Below are 18778 nucleotides of genomic sequence, written 5' to 3' on the forward strand. Positions count from 1 at the left end.
CTGCGCGTATCATGGCGCGATGCAGCGCTTCGCGGGGAAGGTCGTCGTGATCACGGGCGCCGCGTCCGGCATCGGGCGCGCGAGCGCCGAACGCATCGCCGCCGAGGGCGGGACGCTGTTTCTGCTGGACGTGCAGGCGCAGGGCCTCGAGGAGACGCGCAAGCGCTGCGAGCAGCTCGGCGCCGAAGTCGACACGCGCATCTGCGACGTGTCCGACGCCGCGGCGGCGCGCGCCGCGATCGACGCGGCGGTGGCGCGCTTCGGCCGCATCGACTCACTCTGCAACATCGCCGGCATCCTGCACTTCGACCACACGCACGAGCTCGCGCTCGAGACCTGGCGGCGCATCCTGGCCGTGAACCTCGACGGCACCTTCTTCATGTGCCAGGCGGCGCTGCCGCACCTGCTCGCGTCGCGCGGCAACGTGGTCAACATGTCGTCGACGGCGGCGCTGGCGGGTCACCCCTGGACCGCGGCGTACTCCGCCTCGAAGGGCGGGATCCTCGCACTGACCTACACGCTCGCGATCGAATACTGCGCAAAGGGGCTGCGCGCGAACGCGGTGTGTCCCGGCTCGGTCACCACGCCGATCCACGCCGTGTTCAAGCTGCCCGAGGGCGCCGACCGCAACCTGCTCTACCGGATCATGCCGCCGGACAAGGTGTTCCGAGGCCCCGAAGCGGCCGCGGCGGCAGTCGCGTTCCTGGCATCCGAAGACGCCGCCCACGTGAATGGCGAGCAAATCCGCGTAGATGGCGGCACGCTGTCCTGATTGATCTTCGCTCGCCTGCGGCTCGCTGCGCGCGCCTTCCGGCGCTTTCGGGCTCGGCTCAGGGCGGCCTTCGCCTCGCCGCCCCGGGGATTTAGAACAGGTTTCAATTCGCGCGAGGGCGTGGCATGATCGGGGCATGCAGCTCGAACGGCGCGTCTTTCCGTTCCCGATCCCCAATGGCTGGTTCGCGGTCGCGTACTCCGATGAGCTCGTGCCCGGGCAGGTCGCGCAGCTTCGCTACTTCGGCGAGGACCTGCTCGCGTTCCGCGGCGGAAGCGGCGCGGTCAAGGTGCTCGAAGCGTACTGCCCGCACCTGGGCGCGAACATCGCGCGCGGCGGCGTGGTCGAGGGTGACACCATTCGGTGTCCCTTCCACGGCTGGCGCTTCGCGGGCGACGGCGCGTGCGTCGAGATCCCCTACGCGCAGCGCATCCCGCCGCGGGCGCGCCTGCGCGGCTGGGAGTCGATCGAGCGCAACGGCATCGTCTGGGTGTGGCGCCACGCCGAGGGCAAGCCGCCCGACTGGGACGTGCCGCGCATTCCCGAGGTGGGTGACTCGAGCTGGAGCGCGCCCGAGCGCTACCGCTGGAAGATCCGCTCGCGCAACCAGGAGATGGCGGAGAACGCCGCCGACCGCGCGCACTTCCGCTACGTGCACGGCACGATGGAGGTGCCGGCGTCGGAGGTCAGCGTCGACGGCGTGTGGCGCCGCTCCCTGCAGCGCTCGAAGATGCTCACGCCGCGCGGCCCGGTCGACGGCTGCATCGACGCGAACACCTTCGGCTTCGGCTGCGGCTTCACGCGCTTCACGGGCATCGCGGAGACCGTGCTCATGGCTTCGACCTCGCCGATCGACGAGGAGTACTGCGACGTGCGCTTCGACTTCGTCCAGCCGCTCGAGAACGGGCGCAAGCCGAAGGGCGGCGTCGCGGCTGCGCTGATCCGCGACATCGTGAAGCAGATGAACGAGGACATTCCGATCTGGGAGAACAAGAAGTACTTCGCGCGCCCCGTGCTGTGCGATGGCGACGGCCCGATCGCCGAATTCAGGCGCTGGGCCCAGCAGTTCTACAGCGCCTGAGCGGGGCCCGGCCGAGCAAAGCTCGGCCAGCCGCCCTTCGCTCGCCTGTGGCTCGCTGCGCGCGGCTTCCGCCGCTTGCGCGCCTCGCTCAGGGCGGCCTTCGCTCGGCTCTCTGGCTCACAAGTCCGGAAGTCTCATCGGGAAGTTCGAGGTCTCCTGACCGCCGTCGACTTCCACGACCTTGCCGGTGACCCACGCGCCGGCGTCGGAGCACAGCCACAGCGCCGCGGCGGCGATGTCCTCGACCTGGCCGATGCGGCCCATGGGAGTCAGTGACTCCATCTTCTCGCGCATGCCCTCGGCCTTGAGGAAGGGCGCGAGCGCGGAGGTCTCGACGGCGCCCACCGCCAGCGCGTTCACGCGGATCTTCGGCGCGAGCTCGTTCGCGAGCAGCCGCGTCAGGTGCGAGAGGCCCGCCTTGGCGGCGCCGTAGGCGGAGAAGCCGCGGTCGGTGACTCGCCCCATGGCCGACGACACGTTCAGGATCGCCCCCGAGCCGTGCGCGAGCATGCGCGGCACGGCGAAGCGCGACAGCAGGAACGCCGAGGTCACGTTGAAGCGGTAGGCCTCCTCGAACTCACGCTCGCTGGTGCGCAGGAACGGCTTCCAGGGCGCGCCGCCGGCGTTGTTGACCACGAGGTCGATGCGCCCCAGCTCCTTGCCCGCCTGCTCGGCGAAGGCTTCGAGCTGCGCCCGCTCCAGCACGTCGCAGGGGACGGCCAGCGCGCGGCGGCCCAGCGCGCGCACGCGCTGCGCCACGGCCTCGACCTCGGGCAGGGTGCGCGCGCCCAGCGCCACGTCGGCCCCGGCCTCGGCGAAGGCGAGGGCGATGCCCGCGCCGATGCCGCGCCCCGCGCCGGTCACCAGCGCGACTTTGCCGTCGAGTCTGAAGCGGTCGAGGATCATCGCAACCTCCGGGTTTCCGCCAGCATACGCTACATGGTAGGCGGAGGTCCGCGGCCATCCACGACACACACGAGTTCTTCCGCTCACTGACGATCGTGCTCGGCATCGCCGGAGTCACGACGTACGTGTTCCAGCGGCTGCGGCAGCCCGTGGTGCTCGGCTACCTGCTCGCGGGCATGATCGTCGGGCCGCACGTGGCGGTGCCGGTGGTCGCGAACGAGGAGATCGTGCGCACGCTGTCCGAGCTGGGCGTCGTGCTCCTGATGTTCGCGCTGGGGCTCGAGTTCAGCCTGTCGAAGCTCGCCGCGGTCGGCCCGAGCGCGGGAGTCACTGCCGCGATCCAGTCCGCGGTCGCGGCGCTCGCGGGCTACCTGGCCGCGCGCGGGCTGGGCTGGACCGTGGTCGAGGCGCTGTTCACCGGCGCGATCGTGGCGGTGTCGAGCACCACCATCATCGCCAAGGTCTACGACGAGGAGCGCATCGGCGGGCGCCTGCGCGAGCTGGTGGTGGGGATCCTCTTGGTCGAGGACCTGATCGCGATCGCGTTCATGACGGCGCTCACCGGCGTGGCGTCGGGCGCCGGGCTCTCGGCGGGCGCGCTCGGCCGCGTGCTGCTCGAGCTCGCGCTCTTCCTCGGCGTCCTGCTCGGGGTGGGGATCGTGATCGTGCCGCGCTTCATCCGCGCGGTGGTGCGTCTGGGCCGCGCCGAGACCACGCTGATCGCCAGCGTGGGCGTGTGTTTCGCGGTCTCGTACATCGCGCAGGAGGCGGGTTACTCGGTGGCCTTGGGCGCCTTCCTCGCGGGCTCGCTCGTGGCCGAGGCCGGGCACGTGGAAGAGATCGAGCACCTGGTGGTGCCCGTGCGCGACGTGTTCGCGGCCATCTTCTTCGTGTCGGTGGGCATGTCGTTCGCGCCCGGGCAGGTCGCGCAGCACTGGGCGGCGATCGGCGTGCTGACCGCGATCGTGGTCGCCGGGAAGTTCGTCGGCGTCTCGCTCGGCGCGTTCCTGACCGGCGCCGGAGTGCGCACCGCGGTCAAGTCGGGCATGAGCCTGGGCCAGATCGGCGAGTTCTCGTTCATCATCGCGGTGCTCGGTCAGTCACTCGGCGTGACCGGTGACTTCCTCTACCCGGTGACCGTGGCGGTCTCGGCGCTCACGACCCTGACCACGCCGTGGCTGATCCGCTCCGCGGAGCCGGTGGCGCGCTGGGTCGATCACCGCCTGCCGCCGCCCCTGCAGACCTTCGCGACCCTGTACGGCACCTGGCTCGAGCGCCTGTCGTCGCCCGCGCCCGTGGCCGCGGGCGGCGTGCCCCCGTGGCGCCGCTTCGCGCGCCTGCTCGCGATCGACTCACTCGCGCTGGCGGCGCTGATCGCGCTCACCGGTTTCGGCCTCGCGCACGCGGTCGCGCAGCTCGAAGCGAACCTGAAGCTGTCGGCGTCGCTGGCGCACGGCCTGCTGCTCGCGCTGGCGTGCCTGCTGGCCGTGCCACTGGTGATCGGCATGGCGCGCAGCTCGCGCCGCTTCGGCGACGCGCTCGCGCTGAGCGCGCTGCCGCGCGCCTCCGGTCGCGCCGACCTCGACGCCGCGCCGCGCCGGGCGCTCGAGCTCACGCTGCGTTTCGCCGCCGCGCTCGCCGCCGCGATCGTCGTTCTGGCGCTCACACAGCCGTTCCTGCCCGCTCTCTCGGCGCCGATCGTGCTGCTCGCGCTCTCGGGCGCGCTGGCGGTCGCGGTCTGGCGCGGGGCCGCCGACCTGGAGAGTCACGTGCGCGCCGGCGCGCAGGCGGTGCTCGAGACACTCGCCAGCTACGCGGGCGCCGGCCGCGCGCCCGAGCGCGCGCAGCCGATCACCGAGATCCAGAACCTGCTGCACGGCCTGGGCGCGCCGGTCGCGGTGGAGCTCGACGCCGGCTGTCCGTCGGTGGGCCGGAGCCTGGCCGAGCTCGACCTGCGCGGCCGCACCGGCGCGACCGTGCTCGCGATCGCGCGCGGCGCCGACTCACTGCCCACGCCGGCCGCCGGCGAGCGCCTGCGCGCGGGCGACGTGCTCGCGCTCGCCGGCACCCACGACGCGGTGGAGGCGGCGCGCGCCTTGCTCTGCGGGGGACCCGAAGCGAGTCAGTGAAGGCGGGAGAGCGCGCTTTCGAGCGCGCGCTCCATGCGCTCGCCGATCAGCTCGATCTCGTGCTCGCTGATCGTGAACGGCGGGCCGAAGCTGATCACGTCGCGCGCCGGGTCGACGCCGCCGCCGTAGGCGAAGATGCCGTGATCCAGACCCGCCGCGACCACCCGGTTCGTGAAGCCCACGCGCGCCGGGAAGGGCTCTTTCGTGGCCTTGTCGGCCACCAGCTCGATCGCCCACAACAGCCCGCGCCCTCGCACGTCGCCCACGTTCGGGTGCGCGAGCAAGGCCGACAGGCGCTTGCCGAGCTTCTCGCCCAGCGCGGCCGCGCGCGCGACCAGCGCCTCGCGCTCGAGGATCTGCAGCACGCGGTCTGCCGCCGCGCAGGCCGCGGGATGAGCCGAGTAGGTGAAGAACATCAGCAGCTGATCGCGCTCGACGATCGGCGCGACCACCGACTCGCTGGCGAAGATGCCCGCCATCGGCGCGTAGCCGCCGGTGAGTCCCTTGCCCGAGACCAGGAGGTCGGGAGTGACTCCCCAGTGGTCGACCGCGAACTTCCTGCCCGTGCGCCCGAAGCCGGTCATCACCTCGTCGGCGATCAAGAGCACACCGTGCCGGCGGCAGATCTCGGCGAGCTTGGGCCAGTACTCGTCGGGCGGCACGAGCGCGCCCGCCGTCGAGCCGCCGATCGGCTCGGCGATCACCGCCGCCACCGTGTCCGGCCCCGCCTCGACGATCGCGCGCTCGACCTCGTCGGCGCAGGCCGTGCGGCAGCTCGGGTAGCTCTTGCCGAGCGGGCAGCGCCAGCAGTAACACGCCGGCGCCTTGGGCAGCTCGGGCAGCCAGGGCTCGAAGCCCGCGCGGCGCTTGGTGTGACCGCCGACCGCCAGCGTGGCGAGCGTAGTGCCGTGATACGAGAGATCGCGGCCGATCACCTTCCAGCGCTCCGGGCGGCCGGCGCACAGGTGGTGGAGGCGCGCGATGCGCAGCGCCGTGTCGACCGCCTCGGAGCCGCCGCTGGCGAACGCCACGCGCGTGAGTCCCGCCGGCAGCCAGCGCGACACGAGTCTCTCGACCAGCCGCACGCGGCTCTCTGTGGCGAACGGCGGCACCACGTAGGTCATGCGCTCCGCCTCGCGCGCGTAGGCCTCGGCGACCTCGCGCCGGCCGTGGCCCACGTTGGCCACGATCGCGCCGCCCGCGGCGTCGAGGATCGCCTGACCCTCTTCAGTGTAGAGCCACGCGCCCTCGGCGCGCGCGATGCGCAGCGGGGTCGCACCGGGGCGCGCCGCGAAGGAGAAGCGGCGCGCGCGCTCGGCGTCCATCAGGCCAGGCCCACGAGCTTCGCGCTCTCGTCCCAGAGCTTCTGCGCCACGCCGGTGTCGAGCGCCGCCCGGTCGGGTGCCTTCTCGCGGCCGGACACGAAGTATTTCCCCGTGACCTTGGCCAGGGCCGGGTCGCTGGCGAGCTGGACGCTCGTGCGCGCGCCCTTCTCGGGGCTCGCGCCGACCAGCCGCATGCCGACGCGCATCCACCAGGCCGCGTCGCGCGCGATCTCGGTGGCGACGCCGCCCGGGTGCAGCGAGTTCGAAGTGACCCGCTCGGGAGACACGCGCCGCGCGAGCTCGTTCGAGAACAGGATGTTGGCGAGCTTCGACTGCCGGTAGGCCGCCATGGCGTTGTAGCGCTGCGGCGCACGAAAGCTCGCGAAATCGATCGCCCCGCCGGCGTGCATCATCGACGCCACGGTGACCACGCGCGCGGGCGCGCTGGCCGTGAGCCGGTCGAGCAGGAGGTTCGTGAGCAGGAAGTGACCCAGGTGATTCACACCGATCTGTTCCTCGAAGCCGTCGGCGGTCTGGCGCAGCGTCGGCGGGAACACGCCCGCGTTGTTCAGCAACACGTCGATGCGCGGGTAGGCGTCGAGCACGGCCCGCGCGCATGCGCGCACCGAGGCCAGGTCGCGCAGGTCGAGCGGCACCACGTCGACGGCCGCGTTGGGCGTGCGCGCGCGGATCTCCGCCCGCGCCGCCTCCGCCTTCCGTGCATCGCGGCACAAGAGCGCGACGCGCGCGCCCTGCGCAGCCAGCTCACTTGCGGTCGCCTTGCCGATGCCGGCGCTCGCGCCGGTGATGAGCACCGTTTTTCCCGTCATTGCCGCGCATGATAGCCTGCCCGAAAGCCCGACCGGAGGTGGCCATGAGACTCGGAGTGTTTCTGCCCTTCGCGACGCCGATCGCCGACGGTGCCTTCCTGCGCGCCGTGGGCGAGGCGGCCGAGAGCGCCGGCTTCGACTCGCTCTGGGTCGCGGAGCACGTGGTGCTGTTCGACGAGTACGCCTCGAAGTACCCGTACTCGGCCGACGGCAAGATCCCCGCGGGCGGCAGCGCCGGCATCCTCGAGCCGTTCGGCGCGCTGACCTATCTGGCCGCCTGCACGAGCCGGATCCGGCTCGGCACCGGCATCTGTCTGGTGCCGCAGCGCAACCCGGTCTACACCGCGAAGGAGGCGGCGAGCGTCGACTGGCTCTCGAACGGGCGGCTCGACCTGGGCGTGGGCGTGGGCTGGCTCGCCGAGGAGTTCCGCGCGGTGGCGGTGCCGTTCGAACGCCGTGGCGAGCGCTGTATCTCGTATCTCCAGGTCATGAAGAGCCTGTGGTGCGACGAAGTCTCCCAGTACAAGGACGAGTTCTACGAGCTGCCCGCCTGCCGCCAGTACCCCAAGCCCGTGCAGAAACCCCATCCGCCGATCCACTTCGGCGGCGAGAGCGACGCCGCGCTGCGGCGCGTGGCGTCGATCGGCCAGGGCTGGTACGGCTTCAACGTGGAGCCCGAGGCGCTGGGCGAGCGCGTGCGCACGCTCGAGAAGTTTCTCGCCCGGCACGGCCGGCGGCGCTCGGACGTGCAGATCACGATCTCGCCCTATCTCAAGGAGATGAACGCGGCCAAGCTCGAGGCGTACAAGCGCGCGGGCGCGGACCAGGTGATCCTGTTCGCGATGGCGCGCGACGCCGCAGGGGCGAAGGCTCGGCTCCACGCGCTCGCCGAGGAGTATCTCCCGCTCGCCCGCAAGCTCCAGTGAGAACCCTCCTTCTGGCCGCGGCAGCGGCGCTGGCGCTTTCGGGCTGCGGCGGGCCGCTGAGCTGGATCCCGGGCGGCCGTCTCGACGGCACGCTCGTCGCGGCGCCCGTGACGGACTGGTCGTTCACCGACGCGGTGCAGAAGATCCAGCTCGAGACGGCGCCCGACGACCCCTATTCGGTGAACGTGTGGTGCGTGGCCCAGGCCGATCACCTGTGGATCACCGCCGGGAGTCACACCAACACCTGGGTCAAGAACTTGATCGCCGACCCGCGCGTGCGCGTGCGCGTCGGCGACCAGATCTACGAGCGGCTCGCGGTGCGAGTCACCGATCCGCTCGAGGCCAAGCTCGTGGTGTCGCTCTACGACAAGAAGTACCACTACGATCGCGACCAGGGCGGCTTTCTCGGCCCGATGCAGTTCCGGCTGGACCCGCGCTGAGCGAGTCAGGAGCGCGACAGCTTCGCGAAGTCGGGCGGCCGCTTCTCGAAGAACGCGCGTACGGCCTCCAGGTTCTCGGGCGAGCCGACGCGCACGCGGAACGCCTCGTCCTCGGCGGCGCGCGCGGCGCGCACCTGGGCGTCGCGCGTCGCGAGCAAGAGGCGCTTGGTGTGACGCAGCGCTTCCGGCGGCAGCGCGGCCAGCCCGGCGCACTTCTCCTCCGCCACGGCCAAGAGCTCGGCCGGCGCGCACACCCGGTGGGCCAAGCCGAGCTCCGCGGCGCGGGCCGGAGTCAGCCAGCCGTCGCCGAACAAGAGCTCCTGCGCGCCGCGCCAGCCGATCACGAGCGGCAGGAGGTAGCTCGAGGCGGCTTCCGGCACGACGCCCAGCGTGACGAACGGCGCGCGCAGCCGAGCGCCTTCGGCCACGTACACGAAGTCACAGTGCAGGAGGATCGTGAGCCCGATCCCCACCGCCACGCCGTTCACCGCCGCGACCAGCGGCTTGTCGAAGCGGCACAGCTCGTCGATGAATGCGCCGAACGGGTGCTCGCCGCCCGCGGGCGCGGTCGTCGACTGCGCCATCTCGGACAGGTCCTGTCCCGCCGAGAAGGCGCCGCCCGCGCCCGTGAGCAGCACCACGCGCACCGAGTCAGTGGCGCGCGCCTGCGCGAGCGCGTCGCGCAGCTCGCGCCACTGCACGCTGTTGAAGGCGTTCTTCTGGGCCGGGCGGTTCAGCGTGAGCCGGAGCACGCCGCCGGCGAGTGACTCGAGGACCGTCTCGCGCGCCATCGGCTAGCGCGCGTGCGCAGGCGCCAGCGCCTCGAGCACCTTCCAGTCGGGCAGCGGCACGCCGGCCGGGTTGATCGGCTGGATGCACACGTGCGAGGCGCCGGCATCCTGGTGCGCGCGCACCCGCTTCTGGATCGCGGCCACGTCGCCCCAGGCGATGGTCGCGTCGATGAAGCGGTCGCTGCCGCCGTTGGCGAGCTCCGCGTCGCTGAATCCCAGCCGCTTCCAGTTGTTGCGGTAGTTCTCCAGCCCGAGATAGATCGCTGCGGCGGCGCGGCCCAGCGCGCGCGCCTTCTGCGCGTCGGTCTCGAGCAGCACCTTCTGCTCCACGCATAGCCAGGCGTCGGGCCCCATCTGCTTGCGCGCGAACGCGGTGTGCTCGGGCGTGGTGAAGTAAGGGTGCGCGCCCTGGGTGGCGGTGGCCGCGAGCTTCAGCATCTGCGGCCCGAGCGCGGCCAGCACGGTCGGCGGCGGCTCGCTCGGCGGCACGGCCATGTAGGGCGCCTTGGCCATGCGCTCGAGATAAGCGCGCATGGTCTTCACCGGGCTCGCGTACACGTGACCGCGCACCCCCTCGACCATGGGCCGGTGCGAGACACCCAGGCCGAGCAGGAAGCGGTTCGCGGATTGCTCCGCGAGTGTCTTCTGGCCCGATGCGGTGGCCGCCGGGTCGCGCGCGTAGATGCTGGCGATGCCGGTGGCCACGATCAGCCGCTGGGTCTTGGCCAGAAGCCAGGCCGCCTGCGCGAACGGGTTGCGGCCCAGCGCCTCGGGGAGCCACAGCGCCGAGTAGCCCAGCGACTCGATGCGCTGCGCCATCTCGGCCGCCTGACTGGCCGACAGCGACTCCGTGAAGTACCAAACGCCCAACGGTCCCAGTCTCATGGCCAGCTCTCCTGCCGCTCTGTTGGCCGCCTTTGTCGCACAGCCTCGGGGCGGATTTCAAAGCCTGCCATCCCCGGCATCCGACCCGGCCCTTCCCTCGTACAATGCCCAGGAGGCCCAGGTTGACGCGGAGCCCCGTCCGATCCACGGCCACGTGCAGCGACGGGGACCTGTTGGGGCGACTCGAGGCGCGCGAGGCGGATGCGCTCGAGGTGCTCTACGGGCGCTACTCGGCCTATGTGATGGGAGTCTCGCTTCGCATTCTCGGGACACGCGAGGAAGCGGAGGAAGTCGTGCAAGACGTGTTCTGGCAGCTGTGGAAGGCCACGCTCCGCTACGACCCCGCACGCGGGCGCTTCTCGACGTGGCTGTTCTCAGTCACTCGCAACCGCTGCATCGACCGCCTGCGAGCCACGGCGCGCATGCCGCGCAGTGACGGCGACGAGCTCGCGCGCCTGGTCTCGGCCGACGACCAGGAAGGCGAGGCCGTGCTGGTCGAGCGCCAGAAGGAGGTGCGGGCTCAGCTCGAGCGCCTGCCCCGGGAGCAGCGCCAGGCGATCGAGCTGGCGTTCTTCCGCGGTCTCTCGCACGGCGAGATCGCGGCCAGCACGGGCGAGGCGCTGGGCACGGTGAAGAGCCGGATCCGGCGCGGGCTCTTGCGGCTGAAGGAGGGCCTCGAGAGCCTTCCGGAGTGCGCGCGATGACCGAACACGACGAGCTGCTCGAGCTGGCCGGGGTGTACGCGTTGGGCGGTCTGTCGCCCGAAGACCGCGCGCGCCTGGCCGAGCACGTGGCCGACGGCTGCCGCGAGTGCGAGGCGGCGCTGGGTTCGGCCTCGCGCCTGGCCGACGAGCTCTTGCTGGCGGTCACTCCGGTGCAGCCGTCACCGGGCGTGCGCGCGCAGCTGATGGACCGGGTGCGCAGTGAGTCGAGCGAGATCGCGGCGCCGCCGTCGGTGCCGGGCGCGCCGCGGCGCGTGCTGCGCCGGCGCAGCTCGCTCCGTGCCTCCTTCGCGGCCGCGGCCGGGGTGCTGCTCACCGTGGGCCTGGCCGCGCTCTCGGGCGTGCTGGCGTCGCGGCTGGCGCGCGAGTCGGCCGCGCGCGGCGACCTCGAGGACGCGCTCGACTACCAGGAGACCATCTCGTGGTCGATGGCGCGCGATCTCGAGCGCGAGCGCAGCGAGCGCGTGTCACTCGAGAACCGGCTCACGAACATGTCGCGCATCGTCGCGACCATCGAGGCGCCGCTCGTGCGCACGCTCGCGCTCGCCGGCCAGGGCGACTTCCAGTCCGCGATGGCCAAGGCCTATCTCGAGCCCGAGAGCGGCCGGCTGATCGTCTACGCGCACAACCTGCCGCGGGTGCCCGACGGCCGCACCTACCAGCTGTGGGTGATCGTCGACAAGCGCCCGATCAGCGCGGGCCTCCTACAGGCCGACGCCAAGGGCGAGGCCAAGTACGACACAGGTCCGCTCGCGAACCTCGGCGGCCCGGTCACCGTAGCAGTGACTCTGGAGCCCGCGGGCGGCGTGCCGCAGCCGACCGGCCCGCTGGTGCTCGCGTCGGGCTGAGGAATTCGCGGCGCAGCGCGAATCTCGCGGCGCCGGCGCCAGTCGATAATAGAGGCCACCGACAGTGCCAGAGGTGAACCGCAATGCGAAAGCTCGCTTGCGTCCTCGGGTTCCTGCTCGCGACACAGCCCGCACTCGCCGCGGAGCAGAGTTCGCAGGACGTGCTTCCGAACGCGCCGTTCAAGCCGGGAGACGTGATCTCCTTCGATCAGATCGAGAAGCTCAAGGATTACCTTCCGCCGGAGTTCTGGGAGAACCGCGACTACTTCTTCTACCAGGGCATGCAGCTCGCGATCGGGCCCACCGAGCGCAAGTACGGCGCCGCCGATGCCTACGTCGCGGCCAGTAACAAGTACAAAGCACAAGCGAGAATCGGCCCCGACGGCTCACTCGAGAACTACCACGCTGGCCAACCGTTCGCGACAGACTCGATCGACTGCAAGGGTGACCCGGACTCTGGAACCAAGGTCATCTGGAACTTCAACAAGGCCTGGAACGGCGACGGCGCCGCCTCGGAGTGGAGCTACACGTACTGGGACCGAGGGGAGCAGCTTCCTCTCTACTACGAGGGTACCGCCAAGGTGATCGCGCTCGCCGAGCGGGTCGAGCCGCAGTACGCGGAGCACGACGGAGACATCTTCGCGAACGAGAAGAGACTCGGCGCGTTCGGCATCGAGGTCGAGGCGCCCTTCGACGCGCGCGGCATCCAGGTGCTGACCTACCGCTACAAGAGCGCCGACGGTCCGCTGGCCCAGGCCAAGAACGACGACACCTGGGTGTACGTGCCGGACCTGCGCCGCGTGCGGCGCATCTCCTCTGCGCAGCGCAGTGATTCGGTGCAGGGCACGGATTTCACCATGGATGACCTGCGCAGCTTCTCGGGCATTCCGCCGCAGTACAAGTGGCGGTGTCTGGGCGAGAAGAAAGTGATCGCGCCCATGAACACCGCATCACTCGCGTATCCGTACACCGACACCTACAACTTCGGGCCGTACGGCTTCTCCTTCGCCGGTGACCGCTGGGAGCTGCGCGACGCCTGGATCGTCCGCTTCGTCCCGAAGAACGACGACCACCCGTACAGCCACAAGGACATCTACATCGACAAGGAGACCTACGAGCCGTTGTACAGCTTCGCCTACGACCGCAAGCAGGAGCTGTGGAAGATCATCTGGCACAACCACCGCTACAGCGAAGACTGGGACGGGAAGGTGAACAAGGATCCCAAGGCGCCGGACGGCATCTGGTACCCGGGCTGGGAAGGGGTCCCGAAGCCGGATGACCTGCGCGTGATCTCGGACATCATCGTGAACGTCCAGACGGGGACCGGGAACCGCATCGAGTTCTGGGACAGCGAGGGCACGCCGTACAGCTCGAGAGGGAAGATCCGGAACTACATCGACATCGGCCGGCTGAACCGCGGCCGGCAGTAGAAATCGCGCGGCTGCATCCGCATCGTGCGCCTGCGCGTAGCACTCTCCGACCCATTCGGGCCGGAGGTGACTGCAATGCGAAGGTTCGCCTGGCTTCTAGGGCTCGCGCTCGTGGCAGAGCCGGCGTTCGCGGGGGAGAAGGGCCCTCAGGACGTCCTTCCGACCACGCCGTTCAAGGAAGGAGACGTGATCTCCTTCGCAGAGGTCGACAAGCTCAAGGACTATCTCCCCCCGCAGTTCTGGGACAACCGCGAGTTCTTCTTCTACGAGGGCATGCAGCTCGTGATCGGCCCGAGCCTGCGGAAGTACGGCGCCGCCGACGCCTACGTGACTGCAACCGACACGAACGCGGGCAAGGCCAAGCTCGGCGAGGACGGCTCGCTCGAGGGCTACGTCGCGGGCCAGCCCTTCCCGAACCCCGCGATCGACTGCAAGGGCGATCCCGAGGCGGGCACGAAGATCATCTGGAACTTCAACAAGAGCTGGAACGGCGACGGCGCGGCCGCGAGCTGGTCGTACACCTACTGGGACCGCGGTGAGCAGCTCCCGTTGTACTACGAGGGCACGTCGAAGACGATCCTGCTCTCGAACCGCGTCGAGCCGCAGTACGCCGAGAACGAGGGCGACATCTTCGCCAACGAGAAGCGCTCGAACGCCTTCGGCATCGAGGTCGAAGCGCCGTTCGACGCGCGCGGCATCCAGGTGCTGACCTACCGCTACAAGAGCGCCGACGCGCCGCTGGCCAAGGCCAAGAACGACGACACCTGGGTCTACGTGCCCGACCTGCGCCGCGTGCGGCGTATCTCGTCGGCGCAGCGCACCGACTCGGTGCAGGGCACCGACTTCACGCTCGACGACCTGCGCAGCTTCTCGGGCATTCCGCCCCAGTACAAGTGGCAGTGTCTCGGCGAGAAGCTCGTGATCGCGCCCACGAACACCAAGTCACTCGCCTACCCGTACACCGACACCTACAACTTCGGCCCCTACGGCTTCTCCTACGCCAGTGACCGCTGGGAGCTGCGCAAGGCCTGGATCGTGCGCTTCACGCCCAAGAACGAGGACCACCCGTACCACCACAAGGACATCTACATCGACCAGGACACCTACGAGCCGCTGTACAGCTTCGCCTACGACCGAAAGCAAGAGCTGTGGAAGGTGATCTGGCACAACCACCGCTACAGCGAGGACTGGGACGGCAAGGCCAACAAGGACCCCAAGGCCGCCGACGGCGTGTGGTATCCGGGTTGGGAGGGAGTCAGCCAGCCCAAGGACCTGCGCGTGGTCTCGGACATCATCGTGAACGTGCAGACCGGCACCGGCAACCGCATCGAGTTCTGGAACAACGAAGGCGTGCCCTACGACACCAAGGGCAAGGTGCGGCGCTACATCGACATCGGGCGGCTGAACAAGGGGCGCTAGCAGACTATCTTCAGGACGTGAAGACACTGCCCTTCGTGCTGTGGGTCGACCTGGGCCTGTTCGCGACCGCGGCGCTGGTCGCGGCGTGCGTGGTGACGGAGCCGGTGATCCCGGGCGGCGCGGCCAGCGCGCCGCCCGCCGATCCGGCGCGGCTCGAGGCTTCGGTGCGGATGCTGGCCGAGCGCTTCCACCCGCGCGATGCGAGTCACGTGGCGAACCTCGACGCGGCCGCGGCGTGGATCGACGCGGAGCTCGCGGCCGCGGGCGGGCGAGTCAGCGAGCAGACCTGGGTGACCGACGGCGAGACCTACCGCAACGTGCTCGCGCGCTTCGGTCCGGAGTCTTCGGAGCGGGTCGTGGTCGGCGCGCACTACGACGTGTGCGACCCGCTGCCGGGCGCCGACGACAACGCGAGCGGCGTCGCCGGCCTGCTCGAGCTCGCGCGCATGCTGGGCCGCGCGCCGCCGCGCACGGCCGTGGAGCTGGTGGCCTATTCACTCGAGGAGCCGCCGTACTTCGCGACCCCGCATATGGGCAGCGCCCACCACGCGGCTGCGCTCGCCGCCGCCGGCGTGCACGTGCGCGCCATGCTCTCGCTGGAAATGCTCGGCTACTTCAGCGACGCGCCCGACAGTCAGGGCTTCCCGAGCGCGCTCTTCGGCGCGCTCTATCCCTCGCGCGGTGACTTCATCGCGCTGGTCGGGAACCTGGGGCAGGGCTCACTCACGCGCAGCGTGAAGCGCGCCATGCGCGCAGCCGGCACCGTACCCGTCGAATCGATCAACGCGCCGCAGTGGCTCACGGGCATCGACTTCTCCGACCACCGCAGCTACTGGGAGCAGGGCTTCCCCGCACTGATGGTCACCGACACCTCGTTCTATCGGAACCCGAACTACCACGAGGCGACGGACACACCCGAAACGCTCGACTACGCGCGCCTGGCCCGCGTGGTCAGCGCGGTGCACTCAGCGGTTCAGGCGCTCGCTGCCGAGTGACGGACTCACCCGTGTACCACCCCGCCCAGAGCATCAGCACGGCCTGGAAGGGGAGGCGCACCCAGTTGAGCGCCCCCGCGCCCTCGGTCGCGCCGAACAGCGGCACGTTGTGCAGCGCCACGTGGATGTTCGCGGGGAAGACGGCGATCAAGAGCGCGATCGTGCCCCACGCCGCCAGCCGCCGCGTCTGCGGCAAGAGCAGACCCAGCCCGCACAGTACCTCGGCCACGCCGGAGAGGAACACGAGCTCCGCGTGCGCCGGGAGATAGTCCGGCATCATGGGCAGATAGGCGTCCGCCCGCAGGAAATGCATGGTCCCACCGAACAGATAGAACGCCGCCTGGAGATACAACAGGACGCGCTTGACGATCGACACACCCAGCCCTCCCTCGTACTGGATTCTACGCCGCAAGCCCGAAGGGCGCGCAGCGAGGCACAGCCGAGCGGAGGCGCGAGCGCGCGGCCGCCCGCGCGCGTACCGCGCTAAGTCAGGACTTCTCGCCGGGCGCGGGTGGCTTGGTCGCGAGCGCGATGCCCTTGGCGCCGGCTTCCTGCGCCAGGTCGAGGATGTTCACGGCCTGGCCGAGCAGCACCTTCTTGTCGCCGCGCAGGATCACGATCTTGTCCTTCGCGGCGTCGAGCGCGGCCTTCAGCCGGGCCGGCAGCTCCTTCTCACTCACGGCCTTGCCGTCGACCTCGATCTCGCCCTCCGAAGTCACCGTGACCGAGACACCGGTCGGTGTCGACGACGCCACGGCGGAGTTCGGCAGGTCGACCTCTTTGCCCTGGTTCGAGATCACGCTGGTCGTGACCATGAAGATGATCAGCAGCACGAGGAAGATGTCGGTCAGCGGCGTGATGTTGATCTCGGCGACGATGCCCTCGCCGCCTTCGTCGTCTCCGCTAGGCAGGGAGCGGGCGGCCATGCCGCACCTCCGAGGGCTTCTCGTCCTCGTACGACGGGGCCGGGCTCGCCGATTCCACGTACAAGAGCGCCTGCACCAGCCGCTCGCACGAGCGCGAGAACAGGCCGCTCACCGCGTTGTTGCGCACCTGCAGCCAGTTGAAGAACGCGAGCGCGATGATCGCGACCAGGAGGCCGGCCGCGGTCGCGACCAGCGCTTCCGAGATACCCGAGGCCACGACCGCGAAGCCGCCCGAGCCCTGCGTCGCCATGTCGTGGAAGGAGCGCAGGATGCCCCACACCGTGCCGAACAGGCCGATGAACGGAGCCAGCGATCCGATCGTGCCCAGCACCCACAGCCCGCGCTTCAGCTCGGTGATCGCCTCGGCGCGCGAGGTCGCGAGCACGGCGTTCAAGTCCTCGAGCGCGATGTTCCGCCAGCGGAGGCCTTCCAGGAAGATGCCTGCGAGCGGTGTCTTGCCCGACTCACAGAGCGAGCGCGCGGTCACGATGTCGTGCTTCACGATCGCGTCGACCACCGAGCGCGTGAGCTCGCGGCTGCGCTTGTCGATGCCCCGCAGCCGGAACACCTGCGCGAACACGATTGCGATCGCGATGAACGAGCACCCGACGAGCGGGATGACGGTGAGGCGCCCCTGCCACAGCATGTGCAGAACGGCAGCCGCATCGAAGGTCGATTGCGCGCCCGCGGCGGCGGTCATGGCGGCTTGTGTCGCTGGATCCACGGTGGTCCCTTCAGTTTCGATAGAGGAGTCGGGAGGCTATCCGATCGCCCGCCGGATCGCAGGCTTCGGTCGGCTCGTCGCGCGTTGACTGGCGCCCCTGGGCTCGCCTAGCATCCGGTCGCTTTCCTTGCTAAAAACCGCGCCGAATCGGCCCTTTCGGGCACGCGTCCAAGGCGCAGCCGTCCGCTTGAGCGACCGCCTGCGCATTCCGATGAGAGACATCGGCAAGCACTTGCCGCCTCATGAGCGTGCAGCGATCCGTCGAGCAGGGACACGGACGTAGTGGCGGCGACACCGGGGAAGGTGGCAGGACCACGAAACCCAGGAGCGCGCTCGAACAGATGACTCAGCCCTTGCGAATCCAGCGCCGGCGACCCCGAGCGCATCCGATGCGCACCCGCCGCATCGGCGCGGCGTTCCGCCCCGGCACGCCCGCAGCCAAGCGCGAGCCGTTCCCGGGCATGAATTTCGACATCGGGAACGTCGCCGCGGACAACGCGCGCGGCGGCGCGATCTCGTTCTGCGTCCACGCGCTGCTGTTCCTGCTCCTGTTGTCGCTGGCGTGGTGGTTCCCCGCGATCCGCGAAGAGATCCTGCCGGTGCAGATCGTGAAGGAAGCGGCGCCGCCGCCTCCGCCCCCGCCGCCCGAGCCGGAGCCGCCGCCCGAGGCGAAGAAGCCCGAGCAGCCCGCGCCGGCGCCCGCGCCCAAGGCGCTGGCCGAGCGCAAATCGCTCGACTTCAAGCCGCAGGCCCAGGCCGTCGCCCCCTCGATCATCAACCCCACGGTGATCCAGCAGGCTGCGCCTTCGGTCGCCGCGCAGAAGATCCAGATGAACGAGGTCGCGGCCGTGGTCGCGCCCAAGGACATCGCGCACGCCACCGTGGTGGCCGAGCGCGCGACCGCGATCGACTCAGTCGCCACGGCGCAGGTCGCGAAGATCGACCTCGGCGCGGCGGCGGCACCCGCGCTGCGCGGGCAGACCAACGCGGCGCTCCCCACCGGCGCGTCGGCGGGGCCGAAGCAGGTGGTGGCGCAGGGCAACACCACGGGCACGGGCTCGGCGGTCAATCTGGGCAACGGCTCCTCGGTGCGCGAAGGCATCGCCAGCGGCCGCGACGTGCTCGGCGTGCCCGACGGCGCGCCGCTGGCCAACGTGAACACCAAGGTGGGCACGGGCTTCCTGCGCGGCGAGGGCGGGAACGGCACGGGCGGCGAAGGCGGCGTGCCGCTCGACGACTGTCTCAAGCGCCCCGAAGTCTCGAGCTACCTCGAGCAGGTGCGCTCGCGCATGTACCAGCGCTGGAATCTGCCGGGCGACGCGCCCAGCGGGCAGAAGGTGCTGTTGAAGTTCAAGCTCGACGCGAGCGGCTCCGTGATGAGCTCCGAGCTCGAGATGGCGAGCGACGCGGGCGTCGGCGCGACGGCGCTCGAGGCCCTGCGCTCGGCGGCGCCGTTCGCGGCCATGCCCGACCGCGTACGCTGTCTCGCGCGCCAGGGGCTGAAGGGGACCTTCACGGTCCCCAGCGCGACGAACTAGGATGCGCGCGGTCCTCGCCTGTCTCGCGGCGGCGTTCGCATTCGGCGTGAGTGACTCGGCGCGCGCGCAGGCGCAGCAGCCCGCGCCCCAG

19 protein-coding genes are annotated in these 18778 nt (G+C 70.5%); 11 read left to right on the forward strand and 8 right to left on the reverse strand.

Going from position 1 to position 18778, the window contains the following annotated elements; all coding sequences use genetic code 11:
- Positions 1 to 19: 19 nt before the first annotated feature.
- Both VMR86_20525 and VMR86_20530 read left to right on the forward strand, forming a co-directional pair.
- Positions 20 to 772, forward strand: a complete 753-nt coding sequence (locus VMR86_20525) for an SDR family oxidoreductase (protein HTO09448.1) — start codon at positions 20 to 22, stop codon at positions 770 to 772.
- Between the two features lie 136 nt (positions 773 to 908).
- Positions 909 to 1853 (forward strand): Rieske 2Fe-2S domain-containing protein, encoded by a 945-nt coding sequence (locus VMR86_20530; protein HTO09449.1) that lies wholly within the window; start codon positions 909 to 911, stop codon positions 1851 to 1853.
- Between the two features lie 117 nt (positions 1854 to 1970).
- Here the strand turns inward: VMR86_20530 and VMR86_20535 are convergent, their stop codons facing one another.
- A complete protein-coding gene (locus VMR86_20535) occupies positions 1971 to 2759 on the reverse strand; it encodes a glucose 1-dehydrogenase (protein HTO09450.1) in 789 nt (262 codons plus the stop codon).
- A gap of 95 nt (positions 2760 to 2854) precedes the next feature.
- On the opposite strand from VMR86_20535, the gene VMR86_20540 reads away from it, so the two are divergent.
- Positions 2855 to 4888, forward strand: coding sequence for a cation:proton antiporter (locus tag VMR86_20540; protein ID HTO09451.1), 2034 nt, complete (start codon positions 2855 to 2857; stop codon positions 4886 to 4888).
- On the opposite strand, the gene VMR86_20545 is transcribed toward VMR86_20540, so the two are convergent.
- Both VMR86_20545 and VMR86_20550 read right to left on the reverse strand, forming a co-directional pair.
- Positions 4882 to 6213 (reverse strand): aspartate aminotransferase family protein, encoded by a 1332-nt coding sequence (locus VMR86_20545; GenBank protein ID HTO09452.1) that lies wholly within the window; start codon positions 6211 to 6213, stop codon positions 4882 to 4884. The genes VMR86_20540 and VMR86_20545 overlap by 7 nt on opposite strands.
- On the reverse strand, positions 6213 to 7043 hold the full coding sequence (locus VMR86_20550) for an SDR family oxidoreductase (GenBank protein HTO09453.1): 831 nt from the start codon (positions 7041 to 7043) through the stop codon (positions 6213 to 6215). Before VMR86_20550 ends, VMR86_20545 begins: the two co-directional genes overlap by 1 nt.
- 44 nt (positions 7044 to 7087) lie before the next feature.
- Between VMR86_20550 and VMR86_20555 the strand changes: the two genes are divergently transcribed.
- Positions 7088 to 7969, forward strand: a complete 882-nt coding sequence (locus VMR86_20555) for an LLM class F420-dependent oxidoreductase (protein ID HTO09454.1) — start codon at positions 7088 to 7090, stop codon at positions 7967 to 7969.
- Complete coding sequence (locus VMR86_20560) at positions 7966 to 8409, forward strand: nitroreductase/quinone reductase family protein (GenBank protein ID HTO09455.1); 444 nt, start codon at positions 7966 to 7968, stop codon at positions 8407 to 8409. Before VMR86_20555 ends, VMR86_20560 begins: the two co-directional genes overlap by 4 nt.
- A gap of 5 nt (positions 8410 to 8414) precedes the next feature.
- On the opposite strand, the gene VMR86_20565 is transcribed toward VMR86_20560, so the two are convergent.
- Complete coding sequence (locus tag VMR86_20565) at positions 8415 to 9200, reverse strand: enoyl-CoA hydratase-related protein (protein HTO09456.1); 786 nt, start codon at positions 9198 to 9200, stop codon at positions 8415 to 8417.
- 3 nt (positions 9201 to 9203) lie between these two features.
- A complete protein-coding gene (locus VMR86_20570) occupies positions 9204 to 10085 on the reverse strand; it encodes a TIGR03620 family F420-dependent LLM class oxidoreductase (GenBank protein ID HTO09457.1) in 882 nt (293 codons plus the stop codon).
- A 173-nt stretch (positions 10086 to 10258) separates the two neighbouring features.
- On the opposite strand from VMR86_20570, the gene VMR86_20575 reads away from it, so the two are divergent.
- The 5 genes from VMR86_20575 (at position 10259) to VMR86_20595 (ending at position 15499) form a co-directional block, all read left to right on the forward strand.
- Positions 10259 to 10789 carry a sigma-70 family RNA polymerase sigma factor gene (locus VMR86_20575; GenBank protein ID HTO09458.1) on the forward strand — a complete coding sequence of 177 codons (531 nt, stop codon included), beginning with the start codon at positions 10259 to 10261 and terminating at the stop codon, positions 10787 to 10789.
- Positions 10786 to 11655 (forward strand): anti-sigma factor, encoded by an 870-nt coding sequence (locus VMR86_20580; protein HTO09459.1) that lies wholly within the window; start codon positions 10786 to 10788, stop codon positions 11653 to 11655. Before VMR86_20575 ends, VMR86_20580 begins: the two co-directional genes overlap by 4 nt.
- 83 nt (positions 11656 to 11738) lie before the next feature.
- Positions 11739 to 13085, forward strand: a complete 1347-nt coding sequence (locus VMR86_20585; GenBank protein HTO09460.1) for a DUF1329 domain-containing protein — start codon at positions 11739 to 11741, stop codon at positions 13083 to 13085.
- 111 nt (positions 13086 to 13196) lie between these two features.
- Positions 13197 to 14504: a DUF1329 domain-containing protein gene (locus VMR86_20590; GenBank protein ID HTO09461.1), complete on the forward strand. Its 1308-nt coding sequence runs from the start codon at positions 13197 to 13199 to the stop codon at positions 14502 to 14504.
- Between the two features lie 17 nt (positions 14505 to 14521).
- Positions 14522 to 15499 carry a M28 family peptidase gene (locus VMR86_20595; GenBank protein HTO09462.1) on the forward strand — a complete coding sequence of 326 codons (978 nt, stop codon included), beginning with the start codon at positions 14522 to 14524 and terminating at the stop codon, positions 15497 to 15499.
- Here VMR86_20595 and VMR86_20600 read toward each other — a convergent pair.
- The 3 genes from VMR86_20600 to VMR86_20610 all read right to left on the reverse strand — a co-directional run bounded on the left by VMR86_20600 (position 15456) and on the right by VMR86_20610 (position 17125).
- The gene (locus VMR86_20600) at positions 15456 to 15875 is read right to left on the reverse strand and encodes a DoxX family protein (protein ID HTO09463.1); all 420 of its coding nucleotides are present in this window, start codon (positions 15873 to 15875) and stop codon (positions 15456 to 15458) included. The genes VMR86_20595 and VMR86_20600 overlap by 44 nt on opposite strands.
- A 112-nt stretch (positions 15876 to 15987) precedes the next feature.
- A complete protein-coding gene (locus VMR86_20605; protein ID HTO09464.1) occupies positions 15988 to 16425 on the reverse strand; it encodes a biopolymer transporter ExbD in 438 nt (145 codons plus the stop codon).
- On the reverse strand, positions 16403 to 17125 hold the full coding sequence (locus tag VMR86_20610; protein HTO09465.1) for a MotA/TolQ/ExbB proton channel family protein: 723 nt from the start codon (positions 17123 to 17125) through the stop codon (positions 16403 to 16405). The genes VMR86_20605 and VMR86_20610 overlap by 23 nt, the downstream gene beginning before the upstream one ends.
- 413 nt (positions 17126 to 17538) lie before the next feature.
- On the opposite strand from VMR86_20610, the gene VMR86_20615 reads away from it, so the two are divergent.
- Entirely contained in the window at positions 17539 to 18687 is a 1149-nt protein-coding gene (locus tag VMR86_20615) for an energy transducer TonB (GenBank protein ID HTO09466.1), read from the forward strand.
- Positions 18688 to 18778: the final 91 nt, after the last annotated feature.

The organism is Myxococcota bacterium (assembly GCA_035498015.1).
Classification (GTDB): domain Bacteria; phylum Myxococcota_A; class UBA9160; order SZUA-336; family SZUA-336; genus VGRW01.

What these genes read in the sequence shown, in the direction of transcription:
- VMR86_20545 (HTO09452.1), bottom strand. Translation starts at nt 6,213, where the DNA reads ATGGACGCCGAGCGCGCGCGCCGCTTCTCCTTCGCGGCGCGCCCCGGT.
- VMR86_20535 (HTO09450.1), bottom strand. Translation starts at nt 2,759, where the DNA reads ATGATCCTCGACCGCTTCAGACTCGACGGCAAAGTCGCGCTGGTGACC.
- VMR86_20565 (HTO09456.1), bottom strand. Translation starts at nt 9,200, where the DNA reads ATGGCGCGCGAGACGGTCCTCGAGTCACTCGCCGGCGGCGTGCTCCGG.
- VMR86_20585 (HTO09460.1), top strand. Translation starts at nt 11,739, where the DNA reads ATGCGAAAGCTCGCTTGCGTCCTCGGGTTCCTGCTCGCGACACAGCCC.
- VMR86_20615 (HTO09466.1), top strand. Translation starts at nt 17,539, where the DNA reads ATGCGCACCCGCCGCATCGGCGCGGCGTTCCGCCCCGGCACGCCCGCA.
- VMR86_20570 (HTO09457.1), bottom strand. Translation starts at nt 10,085, where the DNA reads ATGAGACTGGGACCGTTGGGCGTTTGGTACTTCACGGAGTCGCTGTCG.
- VMR86_20550 (HTO09453.1), bottom strand. Translation starts at nt 7,043, where the DNA reads ATGACGGGAAAAACGGTGCTCATCACCGGCGCGAGCGCCGGCATCGGC.
- VMR86_20605 (HTO09464.1), bottom strand. Translation starts at nt 16,425, where the DNA reads ATGGCCGCCCGCTCCCTGCCTAGCGGAGACGACGAAGGCGGCGAGGGC.
- VMR86_20580 (HTO09459.1), top strand. Translation starts at nt 10,786, where the DNA reads ATGACCGAACACGACGAGCTGCTCGAGCTGGCCGGGGTGTACGCGTTG.
- VMR86_20525 (HTO09448.1), top strand. Translation starts at nt 20, where the DNA reads ATGCAGCGCTTCGCGGGGAAGGTCGTCGTGATCACGGGCGCCGCGTCC.
- VMR86_20555 (HTO09454.1), top strand. Translation starts at nt 7,088, where the DNA reads ATGAGACTCGGAGTGTTTCTGCCCTTCGCGACGCCGATCGCCGACGGT.
- VMR86_20610 (HTO09465.1), bottom strand. Translation starts at nt 17,125, where the DNA reads ATGACCGCCGCCGCGGGCGCGCAATCGACCTTCGATGCGGCTGCCGTT.
- VMR86_20530 (HTO09449.1), top strand. Translation starts at nt 909, where the DNA reads ATGCAGCTCGAACGGCGCGTCTTTCCGTTCCCGATCCCCAATGGCTGG.